Consider the following 18,862-nt stretch of genomic DNA (forward strand, 5'->3'; position numbering starts at 1 on the left):
TGCCCGCCCGTCGGCACCGCCCGCGCACGTCGAAGGAATCGCATGAACCTCACTGGACTCCTGCCCGCCGTCCTGGCCGACCCGACGGCCGCGTCCGTCGTCGAGCGCGTCCGTGCCCGGGGCGAGCTGGACGTCGTCGCGTCGGTGGGTGCCCGCCCGCCCCTCCTGGCCGCGGCGAGCGCGAAGCGCCCTCTGGTTGTCGTGACGGCGACGGGCCGCGAGGCGGACGAGCTCGCCACCGCGGTGCGCGCCTACCTCCCGGACGACGCGCACGAGTCCGTCGCGGTGCTGCCGAGCTGGGAGACCCTCCCGCACGAGCGCCTGTCGCCGCGGGCGGACACGGTGGCGCGGCGCCTCGCGGTGTTCCGCCGCCTCGCGCACCCGTCGACCCCCGACGCCCCCGCGAGCGCCGACGCGGCCGCAGCGACCCCCGGGAGCGGGCTGGGGCCGTCGGGCACGAGCCACACGGGACCGGTCCGGGTCCTCGTGGTCTCTGTGCGAGCCCTCGTCCAGCCGGTCGTGGAGAACCTGGGCGAGCTGGCGCCCGTCGAGCTCCACCAGGGCACCCGCGTGGACCTGGAGGATGTCGCGCAGCGCCTCTCCGACGCCGCGTACGCGCGCGTGGACATGGTCGAGCGGCGCGGGGAGTTCGCGGTGCGCGGCGGCATCCTCGACGTCTTCCCGCCGACGGAGGACCACCCGCTGCGCGTCGAGCTGTGGGGCGACGTGGTCGAGGAGATCCGCTGGTTCTCGGTCGCGGACCAGCGCAGCCTCGAGGTCGCGGAGCGCGGCGTGTGGGCGCCGCCGTGCCGCGAGCTGCTGCTCACCCCGGAGGTCCGGGCGCGGGCGCTGAGCCTGCAGGAGAAGCTGCCGGGCGCCGTCGACATGCTCGAGCGGATCGCGAACGGCATCGCGACCGAGGGCATGGAGTCCCTCACCCCGGTCCTCGTGGACCGGATGGTCCCGGTGCTGTCCCTCGTGCCCGACGACGCGCTCCTGGTGGCGGTCGAGCCCGAGCGTGTGCGCCGTCGTGCGCACGACCTGGTGGCGACCACCGAGGAGTTCCTGGCCGCGGCGTGGACCGGCGCGGCCGGCGGCGGGAACACGCCGCTCGACCTGTCGGCGGCGTCGTTCCTGACGCTCGCGGACGTCCGCGACGAGTCGGCCCGGCGAGGGCTCGGCTGGTGGACGTTCTCGTCGTTCGGCCTGGGCGACGAAGAGCTGAACGCGCTCGTCGAAGACGGGGTCGAGACCCTGACGATCCCGGCGCGCGACGTCGAGCGCTACGCGGGGGACGTGGCCCGCGCCGTCGACGACGTCCGCGGCCTCCAGCACGCCGAGTGGCGCCTGGTCCTCACCACGGAGGGGCACGGCCCCGCCCAGCGCATGACGGAGCAGCTCCGCGCGTCGGACACGGCGGCTCGGCTGGTCCCGTCGCTGAATGCTACGGATGCTCCCGAGGGCCCCGAGCCCGGCATCGTCCTCGTGACGGTCGCACCGGGCGTCCCGGGCTTCGTCATGCCCGACCTCAAGCTCGCGGTGTTCAGCGAGTCCGACCTCACGGGGCGGGCGGGTCAGGGCACCAAGGACATGCGCCGCATGCCGAGCCGGCGGCGCAACGTCGTCGACCCGCTGCAGCTGCGCGCGGGCGACTTCGTGGTGCACGAGCAGCACGGCGTCGGGCGGTTCGTCGAGATGGTGCAGCGCACGCTCGGCACCGGCGCGAACGCTGCGACGCGCGAGTACCTCGTCCTGGAGTACGCCAGCTCGAAGCGCGGCCAGCCCGGGGACCGGCTGTTCGTCCCGATGGACCAGCTCGACCAGGTCACCAAGTACGTCGGCGGCGAGTCGCCGAGCCTGTCCAAGATGGGCGGCTCGGACTGGGCGAAGACCAAGAGCCGCGCGCGCAAGCACGTCAAGGAGATCGCGAGCGAGCTCATCCGCCTCTACTCGGCGCGCATGGCCACCGAGGGGCATGCGTTCGGCCCCGACACCCCGTGGCAGCGCGAGCTCGAGGACGCCTTCGCGTACATCGAGACCCCGGACCAGCTCTCGACGATCGACGAGGTCAAGGCCGACATGGAGAAGTCGGTGCCGATGGACCGGCTGATCTGCGGTGACGTCGGCTACGGCAAGACGGAGATCGCGATCCGTGCCGCGTTCAAGGCCGTCCAGGACGGCAAGCAGGTCGCCGTGCTCGTCCCGACGACGCTGCTCGTCCAGCAGCACTTCGAGACCTTCTCGGAGCGGTACGCCCAGTTCCCGGTGACGGTCCGCGCGCTCTCCCGCTTCCAGTCCGAGAAGGAGTCGAACGAGACGATCGCGGGCCTCGCGGACGGGTCGGTCGACGTCGTGATCGGCACGCACCGGCTCATCACGGGCAGCATCCGCTTCAAGGACCTCGGCCTCGTGGTCATCGACGAGGAGCAGCGGTTCGGCGTCGAGCACAAGGAGACGCTCAAGGCCCTACGCACGAACGTGGACGTCCTCGCGATGTCCGCGACCCCGATCCCGCGCACGCTCGAGATGGCCGTCACCGGCATCCGCGAGATGTCGACGCTCGCGACCCCGCCCGAGGAGCGGCACCCCGTCCTCACCTACGTGGGCGCGTACGACGACAAGCAGATCACCGCGGCCGTGCGGCGCGAGCTGCTGCGCGAGGGCCAGGTCTTCTACGTGCACAACCGGGTCGAGTCCATCGACCGGGCGGCCGCGCGCCTCCGGGAGCTCGTGCCCGAGGCGAGGGTCGACGTCGCGCACGGCAAGATGAGCGAGGGCCAGCTCGACCGGGTGATCCGGGCCTTCTGGGAGAAGGAGCTCGACGTCCTCGTCTGCACGACGATCATCGAGACCGGCCTCGACATCTCCAACGCGAACACCCTCATCCTCGAGCGGGCCGACCAGCTCGGGCTCTCGCAGCTCCACCAGCTCCGCGGGCGCGTGGGCCGCGGCCGGGAGCGCGCCTACTCGTACTTCCTGTACCCGCCGGAGCGGCCGCTCACCGAGACCGCGCACGACCGCCTCGCGACCATCGCCGCCCACACCGACCTCGGCGCGGGCATGCAGGTCGCGATGAAGGACCTCGAGATCCGCGGCGCCGGCAACCTGCTCGGCGGCGAGCAGTCGGGCCACATCGAGGGCGTCGGGTTCGACCTCTACGTGCGCATGGTCGGGGAGGCCGTGGCGTCGTTCCGCGGCGACGTCGAGGAGGAGCAGGCGGACGTCACGATCGAGCTGCCGGTCGACGCGCACCTGCCCGTCGAGTACATCGCGCACGAGCGGCTGCGCCTCGAGGCGTACAAGAAGATCGCCGGCGCCCAGGACGACGCCCAGCTCGCGGAGATCCGTGCCGAGCTCGTCGACCGGTACGGGGCGCTGCCCGAGGTCGCGTCCGCGCTGTTCGACGTCGCCGCGTTCCGCAACCACGCCCGACGCGCGGGACTCACCGACGTCACCGCGCAGGGAAAGTTCGTGCGGTTCGCGCCCGTCGAGCTCGCGGAGTCCGCGAGCCTGCGGCTCAAGCGGCTCTACCCCGGGACGGTCCTCAAGCCCGCGGTCCGGACCATCCTCGTCCCGTTCCCGACGACGGCCAGGATCGGCGGCAAGCCGCTGCACGGGGTCGAGGTGCTGGCGTGGGCCAAGCAGCTCATCGACGCGGTGATCGTCGGCGAGGTGGCGGCGGCCGCGGCGGTCGGGACCGGCGGCCACTGAGCCCGCTACTGCCCGTGGGGTGAAAGTCGTGCCCGACGCGGGTCGGGGCGTGCGCACCTCGCGTACGTTGCGCGTATGGACGCGCCCGCCCGGCCGCACGCGCCGTCCGCCGCGCCGAGCCGGACGGCGTACGCGGTGCCGCTCGACCGCGCGCACCTGCTCGTGACGGCCGGCGTCTCGGTGCTCGGCTTCGTCCTCGTCTACCTCGTCGAGGTGGGCACGGAGGCGGGCCAGCGCCACGACGTGGTGGTCTTCGCGCGGTTCCAAGCGGTGCCGCTCGGTGAGCACGCGGGCGTAATCCGTGACGGCGTCCCGATCCTCCTTGGGGTGGCGGTCGTCGTCCTGGCGGTGCGCGCGGTCATACGCCGCGCCGTTCGGCCCGTCGTCGCCCAGGTCGTCGCGGTACTGCTCGCCGCAGCCGGCTCGGAGGCGCTCAAGGAGACGCTGTCCCGTCCGTTCCACGGCACGTTCGCGTACGTCGAGAACACCTTCCCGTCGTCGCACATGGCGACGACGGCGGCGCTCGCGTGCGCCGTCGTCGCGCTCTGGGGGATGCCCAGGTGGCGCGCGGAGGCGACCTTCGTCGTCGTGCTGCTGACGCTGGTCGCGGCCGTCTACAACGTGACGGGCTTCGCGCACCGCCCGTCCGACGTCGTCGGGGGAGTCCTCGTGGCGACGGCGCTCCAGGGCTTCACCCTGGCGGCGTTCGGTCTCGAGGCCCGGCGTGCACCCGTTCGAACAGCCGGCGACTTGTAGACGCACGTCTACATTGCGCCCCCTACTCCGGGGACATGGAGACCGTCGGCACCCGCGAGCTCAAGCAGAACCCCCAGGCGGTGATCAGTCGTGTCCTCGAGTCCGGGGAGCCGATCGAGGTCACGACCTACGGGAAGCCGACGGGAGTGAGCCTGGTCCCGGACGAGCGTCGGCCTGAGACGTGGGTGCGAGGCAGCCGGCTCAAGACGATCCGCCCCCTCGACGAGGCGAATCACGAGGCGTGGCAGGCCGACATGGCCAAGCTTCGCGAAGGTGACGACCTCGTCGACCCGTGGGCGGACCGGGCATGATCCTGCTCGACACGAACGTCCTGATCGACCTGCATCTGCTCGACCTGCCCGACGACGAGCCGATGGCTGCGAGCATCCTGAGCCGCGCCGAGCTGGAGTTCGGAATCTGCTCGGCGCCGGCCGTGGAGCTCGCGGCCGGGCGGACCCAGAGGCTCAACGACCTCGACGAGATCTTCGCCTGGATGGCATTCGACCTCGACTGCACCCGGTCCTACGGCTTCATCGCCGCGCGCGCCCGCGCGACGGGGGCGAAGGTGCGGAGCAAGGACGCGCTCATCGCGGCACAGGCGCACCGGCACGGCGCGGCGGTCATGACGGCGAACCTCGACGACTTCGCGCCGTTCGCGCACCTGGTGCAGGTCGTCCCGCCGCCCGGCCGCGCGAGCTGAGCTGCGCCGTCGGGCCGAGCGGACCCGGCCCGACGTGAGGTCTCAGACCACCGCGCGCTGAGCGAGCCGCTGCAGGTCCTCGGGCGTCGCCTCGTACGCCCGCCCGCCGAGCGGGTTGCCGTCGAGCGCCTCGCGCACCGCGACGCTCCGCGCGATGTTCGCGGTGATCATGCCCCGCAGGAACGGGGGTTCTGCGTGAGGATCGCGGTGGGGTGGCTCTGCTGGACGAGGAAGTCCCAGTGCTCGTCGCCGCCGTCGTGCAGGAACACGGGGAGGGCGGGGTTCTCGCGCGTGCGCGCGTTGGCGAACTCGAGCGCCGCGAGCCGGTCGTGCTGGAGGTCGGCGGCGGCGCCGGTCGTGAGGTAGGTGGTGACCTCGTTGCCGCCGATGACGGTGACGAGGACGTACCCGTCGTCGCCGAACCCGAGGAGCAGGTTGCTCGAGACGCTGGTGTCGGGGAGCTGGGCGACGTTGAGCTCGGCGGCCTGGATGGCGGCGCCGAGCTGGCGGATGGCGTCGTGGGCGTCCTCGAGCGGGTCGGGCAGCGAGAAGTCGGTCGGGTCGGTCATGGGTCCTCATCCGTGGCGGGGTCGCAGGGGCGTGGTGCGCCGGTGCCCCAGTATGCCGCGCATCACGCGTCGGCCGATGCACCCGCCCATCCTCAGACAACGCTGTCTCAAGTTGCCGAAGGTCAAGCATGCGAGTGACATGGACCGGGGGATCCAGGGAGACCCCACCGTGCCCGGCCGCCACAGCGGTCCGGTTCCGCACGGTCCTGAGCACGACGAGGTATCTCAGGAGGACCACGTGTCCGGAACGACAGCAGCACCGCAGGATCCCAGGAAGAGAGCGGGGCGCGCCCGGGCCGTCGGCGTCGCCGCGGCAGCGGCCCTGGCGCTCGCGGCCGCACCGGCCGTCGCGCAGGCGTCGGGCTCGCCCGGCGGCACGACGGCGGCCCACGGCTCGGGCGTCGCAGCCGCCGCGAGCGGGGCGTGCCCGTGGGTCACGTCGCACGCGTCGGACACGAAGCGGGCCCAGCAGGTCGTCGCGCAGATGACGCTCGACGAGAAGATCACGCTGGTCCACGGGACCGCCGCGGGCTCGTACACGGGCCTCGTGGCAGGCATCCCGCGCCTGTGCGTCCCACAGCTCAAGCTGCAGGACGGGCCGGTCGGCGTCCGCATGAACGACACGACCCAGCTCCCGTCCGCGGCGGCGCTCGCCGCGACCTGGGACACGAGCGCCGCGAAGGCGTACGGCACGGTCATCGGCCAGGAGGACAAGACCAAGGGCGTCGACGTCGACCTCGGCCCGACCGTCAACATCGTCCGCGACCCACGCTGGGGCCGCGCGTTCGAGTCGTACTCGGAGGACCCCTTCCTGACCGGCCAGATCGGCGCGCAGGACATCGAGGGGATCCAGTCCCAGGGCGTGATGGCGCAGGTGAAGCACTGGGCCGTCTACAACCAGGAGACCAACCGCAACAGCACCGCCGACGACGCCATCGTCGACGACCGCACGGTCCACGAGATCTACACGGCCGCGTTCGGGACGATCGTCGACGAGGCGAAGCCGTCGTCCGCGATGTGCTCGTACAGCGAGATCAACGGGCCGTTCGCGTGCGAGAACTCGTACCTCAACAACATCCTGAAGAACGAGTTCGGGTTCGACGGCTTCATCACGTCCGACTGGGGCGGCACGCACTCCACGGTCGCGTCCGCGAACGCCGGCATGGACATGGAGATGCCCGGCTCGACGTACTTCGGGACGGCGCTCAAGACCGCCGTCCAGAACGGCCAGGTGCCGCAGAGCCGCGTCGACGACATGGTGACCCGCATCCTGCGCGAGGAGTTCCGGTTCGGCCTGGTCACGAACCCGAGCCCTGACACGCCCGACGCCGTCGCCTCCACGGACGCTCACGTCGCCACCGCGCGGCAGGTCGCCGAGGACGGCACGGTGCTCCTGAAGGACGACGGGAACGTCCTGCCGTTCACGAAGAGCACGAAGTCGATCGCTGTGATCGGCGACGGGGCCGGTTCGAACACGATGAGCGCGGGCGGAGGCAGCGCCGCGGTCGCGGGCACCGGGACGGTGACACCGCTCGAGGGCATCACGGCCCGCGCGGCGAAGGCCGGGGTCGACGTCACGTACGCGCAGGGCCCGTCGAGCTCGGGCAAGCTGCCCGCGGTCCCGACGGACGTCCTGGCGCCCAGCGCGGGCGATGGTCACGGCCTCACCGCTGCGTACTACGCCGACAAGGACCTGAGCGGCGACCCGGCGGTCACGCAGACCGACCCGGACGTCGACTTCACATGGCACGGCGCCCCCGCCGACGGCGTCCCGGCGACGAACTTCTCGGCGTCCTGGAAGGGCACCCTCACCCCGCCCGCCGCGGGCACGTACACGCTGTCGCTGACCAGCGACGACGGGTCGCGCCTGATCGTCGACGGCAAGACGGTCATCGACAACTGGGGCGACCACGCGTCGCAGACGAAGACGGCCACGCTCGACCTCACGCAGGGCCAGCCCGTCGACGTCGAGGTCGACTACTACCAGGGCACGGGCGACGCGCTCGTCAGCCTCGGCTGGGCGGTGCCCGGCAGCGATCCGCTCGCCGACGCGGCCGCCGCCGCGAAGAAGGCCGACGTCGCGGTCGTCTACGCCAACGACTTCGAGTCGGAGGGCAGCGACCTCGAGAACATCGACCTCCCGGGCGACCAGAACGCGCTGATCGAGGCCGTCGCCAAGGCCAACCCGCACACGGTCGTCGTGCTCAACACGGGCTCGGCGGTCACGATGCCGTGGGTCGACGACGTCGCGGGCGTGGTCGAGGCCTGGTACCCCGGCCAGGAGTCGGGCAACGCGATCGCGTCGATCCTGTTCGGCGACACGAACCCGTCCGGCAAGCTCCCGGTGACGTTCCCGAAGTCCCTCGCGGACGTCCCGGCGGCCACGGACGCGCAGTGGCCGGGCGTGGACGGCAAGGTCCAGTACTCCGAGGGCCTCGACGTCGGCTACCGCTGGTACGACGCGAAGGACATCGACCCGCTGTTCCCGTTCGGGTACGGCCTGTCGTACACGAAGTTCCGCGTGTCGGGGCTGCACCTGAACAAGGCCTCCCTGAAGGAGGGCGGCACGGTCAAGGCCACCGCGACCGTGACGAACACCGGCAAGGTCGCGGGCTCCGACGTCGTGCAGGTCTACCTCACGCAGCCCACGAAGGCGGGCGAGCCGCCGAAGTCGCTCGTCGGCTTCCAGAAGGTCACGCTCAAGCCGGGCAAGAGCACCAAGGTGTCCGTCACGATCACCGCGAAGGACGCGTCCGTGTGGAACACCCAGGCGCAGACCTGGGCGCTCACCCCGGGCACCTACACCGTCCGGGCCGGGGACTCGTCGTCCAGCCTGCCCACCAAGGACTACTTCTCGGTCACCAAGACGACGCAGCCGCGCTGGGTGACCGTGAAGGCGCCGAGTCTGGCCAAGGCCGGCAAGACGGTGACGGTCCGTACGAAGTTCATCAACAAGTCCACGACGACGGCGCGGAACGTCCGGACGAGCCTCGCCCTCCCGGACGGCTGGACCACGTCGCCACGCTCGACCACGACCACCAAGGTCGCGGCGGGGACCTCGGTCAGCGCCACGTGGCGCGTGACCGTGCCCTCTGACGCCACGCCCGGTGACACGACGATCACGGCGACGTCGGCGTACACGGGCGGGGCATCGTCGGGCACCGCGACCACCCAGGTCCCGTACGCGTCGCTGGCCGCCGCGTACGACACGGTCGGGGTGAGCGACGACGCCGACGAGACGAAGGGCAACCTCGACGGTTCCGGCTACTCGTTCTCGCTGCAGGCGCTCGCGGGCGTCGGCATGGTGCCGGGTCAGGCGGTCCCGGGCGGCTATGGCGGCCTGGTGTTCCCGGACGTCGCGGCCGACGAGTCCGACGCCGTCACGACGGCGGGCCAGACGGTCGCGCTGTCGGGCTCCGGCACGGGTCTGGCGCTCCTCGCCGTCGGCACGAACGGCGAGCAGAAGGGCGACGTGACCATCACCTACACGGACGGCACCACGTCGTCCGCGAGTGTGGACGTCAACGACTGGTACAGCAACAAGGCGGTCGCGGGCTCGGTGCTCGTCGCCACCACGCCGTACTGGAACCGTCCGGCCGGCTCGACCAACCAGAAGAACCAGAAGGTCAGCCTGTACGCCACGACCGTCCCGGTCACGGCGGGCAAGACGATCGCCTACGTGACCTTCCCGCAGAACGGGAGGCTGCACGTGTTCGCGGCGAACATCACGAGCTGACGGCTGCGTCGCCCACACTGCCCGCACGGTCGGGTGCGCGCGTGGGCGCTGCGAGCTGTCTCGGGCTGTCGTCCTTCGGCCCTGGGGGCCGTGCGGACTCCTCGACGCCCTTCGACACCTCCCCGCGCCCACGCGCTCCGACGTCCGCGCACCCCCGCACCGACGACCTCCCGGGATGAGCACACCGGTCCCTGGGACGACCCGACCACCTAACATGGCGCCGTGACCCGCCGCCCGCGTTGGCCGCTCGTCGCCGTCGCGGCGCTCGCGCTCCTGACGCGCGGCTGGGCGTACCTCGACCCGCGGCAGCTGGTCGCCGCCCGCGAGCTCGACGACGCGACGATGTACTCGGTCGCGGTCCAGATGGTGCACGGGCACCTGCCGTATGGCGACGTGCTCTACCTGCACCCGCCCGGGATGCCGCTCGCGATGACGCTGCTCGCCTGGCTCGCGCACTGGACCGGTGACGCGTGGGCGCTCGCGGTCGGGCGCGTCGGGACGGTGCTGCTCGGCGTCGTGTGCACGGTGCTGGTGGGCGTGCTGCTGCGGCGCCGGGGGACGGCGGCGGTGCTGGTGGGCGCGGGGCTGTACGCCGTGTGGACGCCCGTGGTCCGCACGGAGCGCGTCGCGCTCCTCGAGCCAGTCCTCACGCTGTGCCTCCTGCTCGCGCTGCTCGTCCTCCAGCGGTCGGACGGCGCCGGTCCGGCGTGGCCTCGCCTCCGCCCGACGACGACGGCACCCCTGCTCGCGGGTGCGTTCACCGGCGTCGCGCTCACCTTCAAGCTGTGGGCCGGTGTGACCGCGGTCGTCCTGGGGGTCGTCGTCGTGGCGACCCGTGGCCTGCGCGCGGCGGGGTGGTTCGCCGCCGGGGCCGCCGCGGTGGTGGCGGTCGTCGTCGGGCCGTTCGTGGCGCTCGCGGGCTCGGCGATGTGGCACGACACCGTGACGGCCCAGGCGGGGCGGCCCGCGACGGTCGACGCGTTCGCGTACCGGCTGCGGCGGTTCTCGCCGTTCGACGGCTTCGGCTCGACGTTGTGGTCGGACGCGGCACTCAGGGCGGCGGGGGTCGCGGTCGCCCTGGGGCTGGTGGCGACGGTCGCCGTCGGGGTGGCCCGGTGGGCGCGCTCGCGGTCCGACGCGCGCCGCGACGAGACGACGACGTGGGCGCTGCTCGCCGTGGCACAGGCGCTGACGGTGCTGGTCGCGCCGTCGTTCTTCTACCACTACGCCGCCTTCCCCGCGCCGGCGCTCGCCCTGCTCGCGGGGGCTGCAGGCGCCGCCGGCTGGTCGTGGGTGCGGGGGCTGCGCCGTCGGGCGGGGAGCGGGACGTGCGGTGGGCCGCGGGCGCGGCGACCCTGGGCGTCGCGGTCCTCGCGGTGTGCGCGGTGAGCGCGTGCCTGCCCACGAAGCCGGCGCAGCCGTCGAACGCGTCGGTGGCCGCGTGGGCGGCCGGTCACCGGTGCGTGTGGGGGCTGGCGTCGGCGGTGGTCCGCGCGGACGCGGCGACACCGAACGCCGAGCGCGGCTGCGACGTCCCGCCCGACGTCTACGGGCAGGGCGTCCTCGCCGCGACCCGGTCCGGCGCGACGGTGACCGGGACCGTGCTCGACGACAACCCCGCCTGGACGGCCAAGATGCTGCGCCAGCTCGCGACGTCGGACGCCGCGTTCCTGCCCCTCCCGCAGGACGGGCGCTGGCTGCGAGGAGTCGCAGCGCGTCTTCGAGGAGCAGTTCGTGCACGTGCGCACGGTGGACCCGTTCGAGCTGTGGGAGCGCCGGGAACCCGCCGGGTGAAGCCGACTCAGTCGGCGATGGACGCCGCTGCCGCGAGGATCGCCTCCACCGTCACGTCCGGGTGCGACACCATCGACACGTGCGAGCCGGCCACCTCGCTGATCGTCGCGCCCGCACGCTCCGCCATGGACCGCTGGGTGGCGGGCGGGATGACGCGGTCCTCGGTCCCGACGACGGCCCAGCTCGGCAGGGTCTTCCAGGCCGGCGGGCCCGACGGGGTCGTGTTGGCGGAGATCGTGATCGGGCGCTGGCTCGCCGCGATGAGCGCCCGGTCGCGCTCCGGGAGGTCCTGCGCGAAGGACTCGTCGACCGTCGACGGCTTGAGGAACGCCTCCGCGTCTCCCTCCGGCGCATCGGGGTAGCCGACGACGTCGAGCACGGTCGTGGGGTCGGGGACGTCGAGCGCGGACCCCGAGCCGCCGAGGATCTGGAACACGAACTCGCCCTCGTCGGGCACGAAAGCGTCGACGTACACGAGCGCTCGGACGTCACCGCCTCCGGTCGCCGCGTTGGTGATGACGAACCCGCCGTAGGAGTGCCCGACGAGCACGACAGGGCCGGTCGTCCGTTGCTGGAGGAACGACGCTATGTACGGGGCGTCGACGGTCACGCGTCGCAGCAAGTTCGGTGGGGTCAGGACCGTGAAGCCTTGGCCCTGGAGGTCGGACGCGACGGCGTCCCAGCTGGATCCGTCCGCCCATGCGCCGTGCACGAGGACGATCGTCGGAAGTGCCATGGCCTTGCCTCTCGTCGAGCGGGCAGACCGCGAGCGCGCGGCCCGGTCGATCGGAACGTACCTCGCGATCCATCTCCGGGCGCGCCGACCGGGCTCGGTCCCACGTCGGGATCTGCGGATCTCGTCGCGTCCTGGGACAAGTCCGGCCTCGGCGCGCATGATGGGGCGATGGCGAGCACCCAGACGAAGAAGGCCCGGACCTCGACCCGGATGCCATACCTGGACTTCCTCGGCGAGCTCCACGCGCGGCTGCGCCCCGGACCTACCTGGAGGTCGGCGTCCGCAACGGCGACAGCCTCGCGCGCGCCCGGCCACAGAGCCGCAACATCGGCATCGACCCGGAGTTCGCCGTGAAGGCGCCGCTGCGCGGGACCGTCAGTCTCGAGCGCACGACGAGCGACGAGTACTTCGCGCGCCCTGACGCGACCGCATGGCTCGGCGGACCGGTGGAGCTCGCCTTCATCGACGGTATGCACCTGTTCGAGTTCGCGCTGCGCGACTTCATCAACGTCGAGAAGCACTGCTCCTGGTCGAGCGTGATCGTCTTCGATGACATGTTCCCCCGCACCGTCGACGAGGCCGCCCGCGACCGCCACACGAACGCGTGGACGGGAGACGTCTTCCACATGCAGGACGTCCTGCGTACCTACCGCCCGGACCTGACGATCCTGGTCGCCGACACGAACCCGACCGGCCTGCTCCTGGTGACGGGACTCGACCCGGCGTCGACGGTGCTCGAGGACAAGTACGACGAGATCGTCGCCCGCTACGTCAAGGACGACCCGCAGGACGTGCCCGACGACGTGCTGCGGCGCGCGGGCGCGCTGGATCCTGCGACGCTGCTCCGCTCACCGCTGTGGGGCTGCCTGCACCGCGGCCACCTGCCGTTCCACCCCCGCGACAAGGGGCTCGAGGAGATCCGCGAGGCTCTGAGCGAGCCGGACTCGTACCGGCGTCGTCGTCGGGCGCTCCGCGAGCGGCTGCAGCGGGAAGCGCGCGGGCTCGCCCGTCGGACCAAAGTCCGTGCCCCGGCGCGACGTACGGACTGAGGGCGCGGTGAGTCTCGCCTGACGGCCGGGACTGCTGCGGCGCGCGGCGGGCACTACGCTGAGGTCGTATCCCCTCCCACCCTTCGTAAGGAGCCACTGTGGCCAGCATCGAAGCCGTAGGCGCCCGCGAGATCCTCGACTCCCGCGGCAACCCCACCGTCGAGGTCGAGGTCGTGCTCGACGACGGCACGTTCGCCCGCGCGGGCGTCCCCTCGGGTGCCTCGACCGGCGCGTTCGAGGCCGTCGAGCGCCGTGACGGCGACAAGGCCCGCTACGGCGGCAAGGGCGTCCAGGGCGCGGTCGACGCCGTGATCGACGAGATCGCCCCCGAGCTCATCGGGTTCGACGCCGAGGACCAGCGCCTCGTCGACCAGGCGCTCATCGACCTCGACGGCACCCCGAACAAGGGGCGCATCGGCGCGAACGCGATCCTCGGCGTCTCGCTCGCCGTGGCCAAGGCCGCCGCGAAGAGCGCGGGCCTCGAGCTCTACCGCTACATCGGCGGCCCGAACGCGCACGTCCTCCCGGTCCCGATGATGAACATCCTCAACGGCGGGTCGCACGCGGACTCGAACGTCGACATCCAGGAGTTCATGATCGCGCCGATCGGCGCCCCCACCTTCCGTGAGGCGCTGCGCACGGGCGCGGAGGTCTACCACTCCCTCAAGAGCGTCCTCAAGGAGCGCGGCCTGTCGACGGGCCTCGGCGACGAGGGCGGCTTCGCCCCCAACCTGCCGAGCAACCGCGACGCGCTCGACCTCATCGTCGTCGCGATCGAGAAGGCCGGCTTCACCCCGGGCAAGGACGTCGCGCTCGCGCTCGACGTCGCCTCGAGCGAGTTCTTCTCGGACGACAAGTACGCGTTCGAGGGCAAGTCGCTGCAGGCCGCCGACCTTATCGAGTACTACGAGGGCCTCGTCGCGGACTACCCCCTGGTCTCGATCGAGGACCCGCTGAACGAGGAGGACTGGGACGGCTGGGTCGCGCTCGTCGAGCGACTGGGTGACAAGGTCCAGGTCGTCGGCGACGACCTGTTCGTCACGAACCCGGAGCGCCTCGCCAAGGGCATCGAGCTCAAGGCCGCGAACTCGCTCCTCGTGAAGCTCAACCAGATCGGCACGCTCACCGAGACGCTCGAGGCCGTCGAGCTCGCGCAGCGCAACGGCTACACCGCGATGGTGTCGCACCGCTCGGGCGAGACCGAGGACACGACGATCGCCGACCTGGCGGTGGCCGTGAACGCGGGCCAGATCAAGACCGGTGCGTCCGCCCGTGGCGAGCGCATCAACAAGTACAACCAGCTGCTGCGCATCGAGGAGTCCCTCGACGACGCCGCGACCTACGCGGGCGCCTCGGCGTTCCCGCGCTGGAAGCGCGCCTGACAGTCGCTCGACCAGCCGGCCGGTCCGACCGGCTACCGGGTCCTGACCCGACCCACACGCGACGCGCCGTCACCCTGCGGGGTGGCGGCGCGTCGTCGTCGGGGTGCGCGCGTGTCAGAACCACGTACCCGTATGCGTGCACCACGTTCTGACAACTCGCGCGGGTGCGGCGTGTGCTTCGCGCAACGCAGGGGACGAACGGGCAGAATCGGGCCATGGCTCCGCGTCGCCCGTCCGCCCCGCAGGCCCGGTCCACCCGGCCGGCCGCTCAGGGCTCGGGCGCGTCGTCCGGCCGCCCGACGGCGCGCGCCACCTCCTCCTCGGGCCGCGCCCCGGCGCCACGGACGTCCGCCTCGCGCGGCACGACGTCGTCGGGCAGCGGCCGCGGCTCCTCCCGCCCGGCGACGGGCGCGACGCCGCGCGTGCGCCGGACCAGCCGGAGCCGCCGTGCCGCAGGTCGCGTCGCGGGGATGGTGCCCGAGACGATCACCACCCGCACGCTCGTGCTCGCGGGCGCGATCCTGCTCGCGTTCGTCATCCTGCTCCCGACGGCGCGCGAGTACGTCACGCAGTCGGCGGACCTGCGCGCGCTGCACGCGGACCTCGCGGCGACGCAGCAGCAGAAGGAGGACGCGCAGACGGCGCTCGACCGCTGGTCGGACCCCGCATTCCAGAAGGCGCAGGCGCGTGCTCGGCTGGGCTACGTGATGCCGGGCGACAAGGCGTACCGCGTGATCGACCCGGGGAACGCGGACGACGGCGTCAGCCCGATCACCGGCAAGCCGGTGTCGGCGGGTGTGGTCGACTCCACGAGCGACGAGGCCTCGCCCTGGTACCGCACCATGTGGACGTCGGTCCGGGTCGCGGGCGAGGGCGTCACGACCGGGTCGAAGTAGCCTCGCGCCGGGCGACGGCGCGGGTCGGGGACAATGGACGTATGCCCCTCACCGACGTGACCGCCGACGACCTGACCGTGCTCGCGGAGCAGCTCGGCCGCACCCCGCGCGGCGTCGTCGCGATCGGGGCGCGCTGCGTGTGCGGCCGCCCGCTCGTCGCGGTGACGGCCCCCGGCTCGACGACGGCACGCCCTTCCCGACGACGTTCTACCTCACGCACCCGGGCGTGGTCGCGGCGATGAGCACGCTCGAGGCGCGCGGCGTCATGCGCGAGCTGAACGACCGGCTCGCCGAGGACGAGGAGCTCGCCGCCGGGCACGCGCGCGCGCACGACGACTACCTCGCGCGTCGGGCGGAGGTGGCCGAGCGGGCCGGGACAGGCGGGGTCCCGGAGATCGCGGGCATCTCCGCGGGCGGGCTGCCGACGCGCGTGAAGTGCCTGCACGCGCTCGCCGGGCACGCGCTCGTGGCGGGTCCCGGCGTCGACGTCGTGGGGGACCTGGCGCTCGAGCAGGCCGCGGACGAGGGGCTCTGGCGCGCGGACCGCTGCACCTGCTGACGCGCCGTCGTCGTCGACCTATCAGAACCTGGTGCCCGTCGACGTGAACCTCGTTCTGACGACTCGAGAGTGGCTTGCACGTGTCAGAACGTGGACCCCGTATACGGGCGCCACGTTCTGACAACTCGCGGGGAGGCCTGTGGCAGGCTGGTCGCCATGAGCTCCACCCGTGTTGCGGCCGTCGACTGCGGTACCAACTCCTCCGCCTCCTCGTCGCCGACCTCGACCCGGAGAACGGCACCCTCACCGACCTGCACCGCAGCATGGAGGTCGTCCGGCTCGGCCAGGGCGTGGACCGGACCGGCATGATCGCGCCCGAGGCGCTGCAGCGGACGCTCGACGCGACGGCCCGTGCGGCCGACGTCGCCCGTGAGCTCGGTGCCGAGCGCGTGCGGTTCGTCGCGACGAGCGCGTCGCGCGACGCGAGCAACAAGGACGACTTCTTCGAGGGCGTGCACGAGCGTCTCGGCGTGTACCCGGAGGTCGTGACCGGGGACGAGGAGGCGCGGTTGTCGTTCCGGGGCGCGACGAGCGTCGTGGGCGGGCGCTTCGAGGCCCCATACCTCGTCGTGGACCTGGGCGGCGGCTCGACCGAGCTGGTCCTGGGCTCGCGCGAGCCCGACGCCGCGTTCTCGATGGACGTCGGCTGCGTGCGGATGACGGAGCGGCACCTCGCGACGGACCCGCCCACGGCGGACGAGGTCGCGGCCGCACGCGCGGACGTCCGGGCGGCGCTCGACGAGGCGCTCGCCGTCGTCCCGGTCGCGAAGACCGCGACGCTCGTCGGGCTCGCCGGCACCGTGACCACCGTGACCGCCCACGCCCTGCGCCTCGACCACTACGACCGCGACCGCATCAACGGCTCCGTCCTCCCGACCGGCGACGTGCTGCGCGCGTGCGACGAGCTCCTCGCCATGACCCGCGCCGAGCGCGCGGCGCTGGGCTTCATGCACCCGGGACGCGTCGACGTGATCGGGGCGGGAGCGCTCGTGTGGTCGGAGGTCGTGACCCGGGTCCGCGACGAGGTCGCGGCGGCCGGTGGCGAGCTCACACGCGTCGTGACGAGCGAGCACGACATCCTCGACGGCATCGCCCTCTCCTTGGGCTGAGGTGCGATGGACGGCGTACACCCCGGCGGGGTGTACGGTCGAAGTGTGGTGATTGGCCGTGAAGGCCCACGCAAGGTCGAGACTTCCGCTCGACTCCCGGTCCCCGAGACCGGCCAGGAGCGGACCGAGGCGAGCGCGCGGTGGGACGACGACGGCGGATTCGAACCCGACGCGGACGACGACGAAGTGTCGCCCGCGAGCGGAGCGCCCGGCGCCTCGCACCCCGCCTGACCGGCGGGACGGGCCGCCCCGGCGGCCCCACAGATCGGATCCTTTCATGAGCCTTGCAGCGTCACCCCAGGTCGAGGCGGAGCGACGCGACGCGGCGCTGACCGTCGTCGGCATCCTCGACACCGCCCTCCCGCCCGAGCTCGGGACGGCCGACGCACCGGAGACCTACACGGTCGCGGCCGTCTTCTCGCGGCGCGTGTCCACCGACGAGCAGAACGCCATCGAGGATCCTGCCCTGCGCGACGAGCTCGCGGCCCGCTTCCCAGGAGTCACGCTCGCGGTCTCCGACCGTCGGCTCCTGATCGGCAACACCAACCTGGCGATGCTCGAGGGCGGTCTCGCTGCGGAGATCGGCTCGCTCCTGCGCGCGATGCACGAGCGGCTGGCGGTGGAGGCGACGCGGCGCGCCGACGAGGCGGAGCGCTGGCGCGCGGCCGAGGCGGAGCGTGCCGCGGCGGTGAAGGCGCAGGCCGATCGTGTCCGCTTCACCTGAGGCCGGCACCGCGCAGGGCCGCATGGCCCACGACTACTCGGCGCTGGCCCGCCGGGTCCGCGCGACGGGTCTGCTGCGCCGCCGGTACGGCTACTACTGGACCCGCCTGATCCTCGCGGCCCTGGCGTTGGGCGGGGCCTGGTGCGCCGTCGTCCTCGTCGGGCCCTCGTGGTGGCAGGTCGCCGTGGCGGCCGTGATGGCGGTGTCCCTGACGCAGCTCGCGTTCCTGGGGCACGACTGCGCCCACCGGCAGGTGTTCCGTTCACGCGCCTGGAACGACTGGGTGGCGCGCGTCATCGCGGACGTGCTGGTGGGGATCAGCTACGGCTGGTGGACCCAGAAGCACGACGCGCACCACGCCGACCCGAACCACGAGGGCAAGGACCCCGACATCGGCCCGGGCGTGATCGCGTTCACGCCCGCGGTGGTGCGCGGCCGCCGTGGCCCGGTGTCCCTCTGGTTCGCGCGGCGTCAGGGCTGGTTCTTCTTCCCGCTGCTGACGCTGGAGGGCCTGAACCTGCACGTGGCGAGCGTGCGGACGGTGCTGGGACGTCGGCCGGTGCGCCACCGCGGGTTCGAGGTGCCCGTCCTGATGACCCGGCTCGCGCTGCCGGTGGTCGTCCTGTTCGTCCTGCTCCCGCCGTGGATCGCGGGCGCGTTCCTCGGGGTCCAGCTCGTGGTGTTCGGGCTCATGGTCGGCGGCTCGTTCGCGCCGAACCACAAGGGGATGCCCATCGTGCCGGCGAGCGTCGAGGTCGACTTCCTGCGCCGTCAGGTGCTGATGTCGCGGAACATCCGCGGCGGCGTCGCGGTCGACTTCCTCATGGGCGGCCTGAACCACCAGATCGAGCACCACCTCTTCCCGGCGATGCCGCGCCCCAACCTACGGCGTGTGCAGCCCGTCGTGCGCGACTACTGCGCGGAGCTCGGGGTCGAGTACACGGAGGTCGGGTTCTTCCGTTCGTACGCGATCGTCCTGGCCTACCTGAACGACGTCGAGCACAGCGCGCGCGAGCCGTTCGTGTGCCCGGTGGCCGCGGCGCTGGGCCGCGGCTGACCGGCGGGCCCGGCAGATCCCGACACGCGGTAGACGGCTCTGGCCAGTAGTGCACATCGCGTAGTAGCGTGCGTGGTGCGACAC

The 18,862-nt window shown here is 72.5% G+C and carries 15 protein-coding genes and 2 pseudogenes; 13 read left to right on the top strand and 4 right to left on the bottom strand.

The annotated features are described in order from the left end of the window. The first annotated feature begins 42 nt into the window (after positions 1–42). From mfd to QQK45_RS12925, 4 genes are all read left to right on the top strand, one after another. On the top strand, positions 43–3,711 hold the full coding sequence (gene mfd, locus QQK45_RS12910) for a transcription-repair coupling factor (RefSeq protein ID WP_284293599.1): 3,669 nt from the start codon (positions 43–45) through the stop codon (positions 3,709–3,711). Between the two features lie 75 nt (positions 3,712–3,786). After that, positions 3,787–4,467, top strand: coding sequence for a phosphatase PAP2 family protein (locus QQK45_RS12915; protein ID WP_284293600.1), 681 nt, complete (start codon positions 3,787–3,789; stop codon positions 4,465–4,467). A 35-nt stretch (positions 4,468–4,502) separates the two neighbouring features. Next, complete coding sequence (locus QQK45_RS12920; protein WP_284293601.1) at positions 4,503–4,778, top strand: type II toxin-antitoxin system Phd/YefM family antitoxin; 276 nt, start codon at positions 4,503–4,505, stop codon at positions 4,776–4,778. Next, the gene (locus QQK45_RS12925) at positions 4,775–5,167 is read left to right on the top strand and encodes a PIN domain-containing protein (protein ID WP_284293602.1); all 393 of its coding nucleotides are present in this window, start codon (positions 4,775–4,777) and stop codon (positions 5,165–5,167) included. Before QQK45_RS12920 ends, QQK45_RS12925 begins: the two co-directional genes overlap by 4 nt. 42 nt (positions 5,168–5,209) lie before the next feature. On the opposite strand, the gene QQK45_RS12930 is transcribed toward QQK45_RS12925, so the two are convergent. Next, the gene (locus QQK45_RS12930) at positions 5,210–5,338 is read right to left on the bottom strand and encodes a hypothetical protein (protein WP_284293603.1); all 129 of its coding nucleotides are present in this window, start codon (positions 5,336–5,338) and stop codon (positions 5,210–5,212) included. After that, a complete protein-coding gene (locus QQK45_RS12935) occupies positions 5,335–5,736 on the bottom strand; it encodes a hypothetical protein (RefSeq protein ID WP_284293604.1) in 402 nt (133 codons plus the stop codon). The genes QQK45_RS12930 and QQK45_RS12935 overlap by 4 nt, the downstream gene beginning before the upstream one ends. A gap of 238 nt (positions 5,737–5,974) precedes the next feature. Here QQK45_RS12935 and QQK45_RS12940 point away from each other — a divergent pair, with 238 nt between their 5' ends. Then, on the top strand, positions 5,975–9,472 hold the full coding sequence (locus QQK45_RS12940; RefSeq protein ID WP_284293605.1) for a glycoside hydrolase family 3 C-terminal domain-containing protein: 3,498 nt from the start codon (positions 5,975–5,977) through the stop codon (positions 9,470–9,472). A gap of 222 nt (positions 9,473–9,694) precedes the next feature. Further along, positions 9,695–10,861: a glycosyltransferase 87 family protein gene (locus QQK45_RS12945; RefSeq protein ID WP_284293606.1), complete on the top strand. Its 1,167-nt coding sequence runs from the start codon at positions 9,695–9,697 to the stop codon at positions 10,859–10,861. Positions 10,862–11,273: 412 nt separating this feature from the next. Here QQK45_RS12945 and QQK45_RS12950 read toward each other — a convergent pair whose 3' ends face one another. Next, positions 11,274–12,002 carry an alpha/beta fold hydrolase gene (locus QQK45_RS12950; RefSeq protein ID WP_284293608.1) on the bottom strand — a complete coding sequence of 243 codons (729 nt, stop codon included), beginning with the start codon at positions 12,000–12,002 and terminating at the stop codon, positions 11,274–11,276. 332 nt (positions 12,003–12,334) lie between these two features. Between QQK45_RS12950 and QQK45_RS12955 the strand changes: the two genes are divergently transcribed. Both QQK45_RS12955 and eno read left to right on the top strand, forming a co-directional pair. After that, on the top strand, positions 12,335–13,051 hold the full coding sequence (locus QQK45_RS12955) for a class I SAM-dependent methyltransferase (protein WP_431310339.1): 717 nt from the start codon (positions 12,335–12,337) through the stop codon (positions 13,049–13,051). A gap of 98 nt (positions 13,052–13,149) precedes the next feature. Further along, a complete protein-coding gene (eno, locus tag QQK45_RS12960; protein ID WP_284293610.1) occupies positions 13,150–14,433 on the top strand; it encodes a phosphopyruvate hydratase in 1,284 nt (427 codons plus the stop codon). A gap of 268 nt (positions 14,434–14,701) precedes the next feature. Here eno and QQK45_RS12965 read toward each other — a convergent pair whose 3' ends face one another. Beyond that, positions 14,702–14,926 (bottom strand): hypothetical protein, encoded by a 225-nt coding sequence (locus QQK45_RS12965; RefSeq protein ID WP_284293611.1) that lies wholly within the window; start codon positions 14,924–14,926, stop codon positions 14,702–14,704. Between QQK45_RS12965 and QQK45_RS12970 the strand changes: the two genes are divergently transcribed. The 5 genes and pseudogenes from QQK45_RS12970 (at position 14,904) to QQK45_RS12990 (ending at position 18,778) form a co-directional block, all read left to right on the top strand. Beyond that, on the top strand, positions 14,904–15,329 hold the full coding sequence (locus QQK45_RS12970; RefSeq protein WP_284293612.1) for an FtsB family cell division protein: 426 nt from the start codon (positions 14,904–14,906) through the stop codon (positions 15,327–15,329). The genes QQK45_RS12965 and QQK45_RS12970 overlap by 23 nt on opposite strands. A 41-nt stretch (positions 15,330–15,370) precedes the next feature. Beyond that, positions 15,371–15,888: pseudogene (locus tag QQK45_RS12975) on the top strand (DUF501 domain-containing protein). Between the two features lie 156 nt (positions 15,889–16,044). Then, positions 16,045–16,997 (top strand): annotated as a pseudogene (locus QQK45_RS12980) (Ppx/GppA phosphatase family protein). A 277-nt stretch (positions 16,998–17,274) separates the two neighbouring features. Then, positions 17,275–17,721, top strand: a complete 447-nt coding sequence (locus QQK45_RS12985; RefSeq protein WP_284293613.1) for a hypothetical protein — start codon at positions 17,275–17,277, stop codon at positions 17,719–17,721. Further along, entirely contained in the window at positions 17,705–18,778 is a 1,074-nt protein-coding gene (locus QQK45_RS12990) for a fatty acid desaturase family protein (protein WP_284293614.1), read from the top strand. The genes QQK45_RS12985 and QQK45_RS12990 overlap by 17 nt, the downstream gene beginning before the upstream one ends. The last annotated feature ends 84 nt before the right edge of the window (positions 18,779–18,862 follow it).

Source organism: Luteimicrobium album (genome assembly GCF_030161555.1).
Taxonomy (GTDB): domain Bacteria; phylum Actinomycetota; class Actinomycetes; order Actinomycetales; family Cellulomonadaceae; genus Luteimicrobium; species Luteimicrobium album.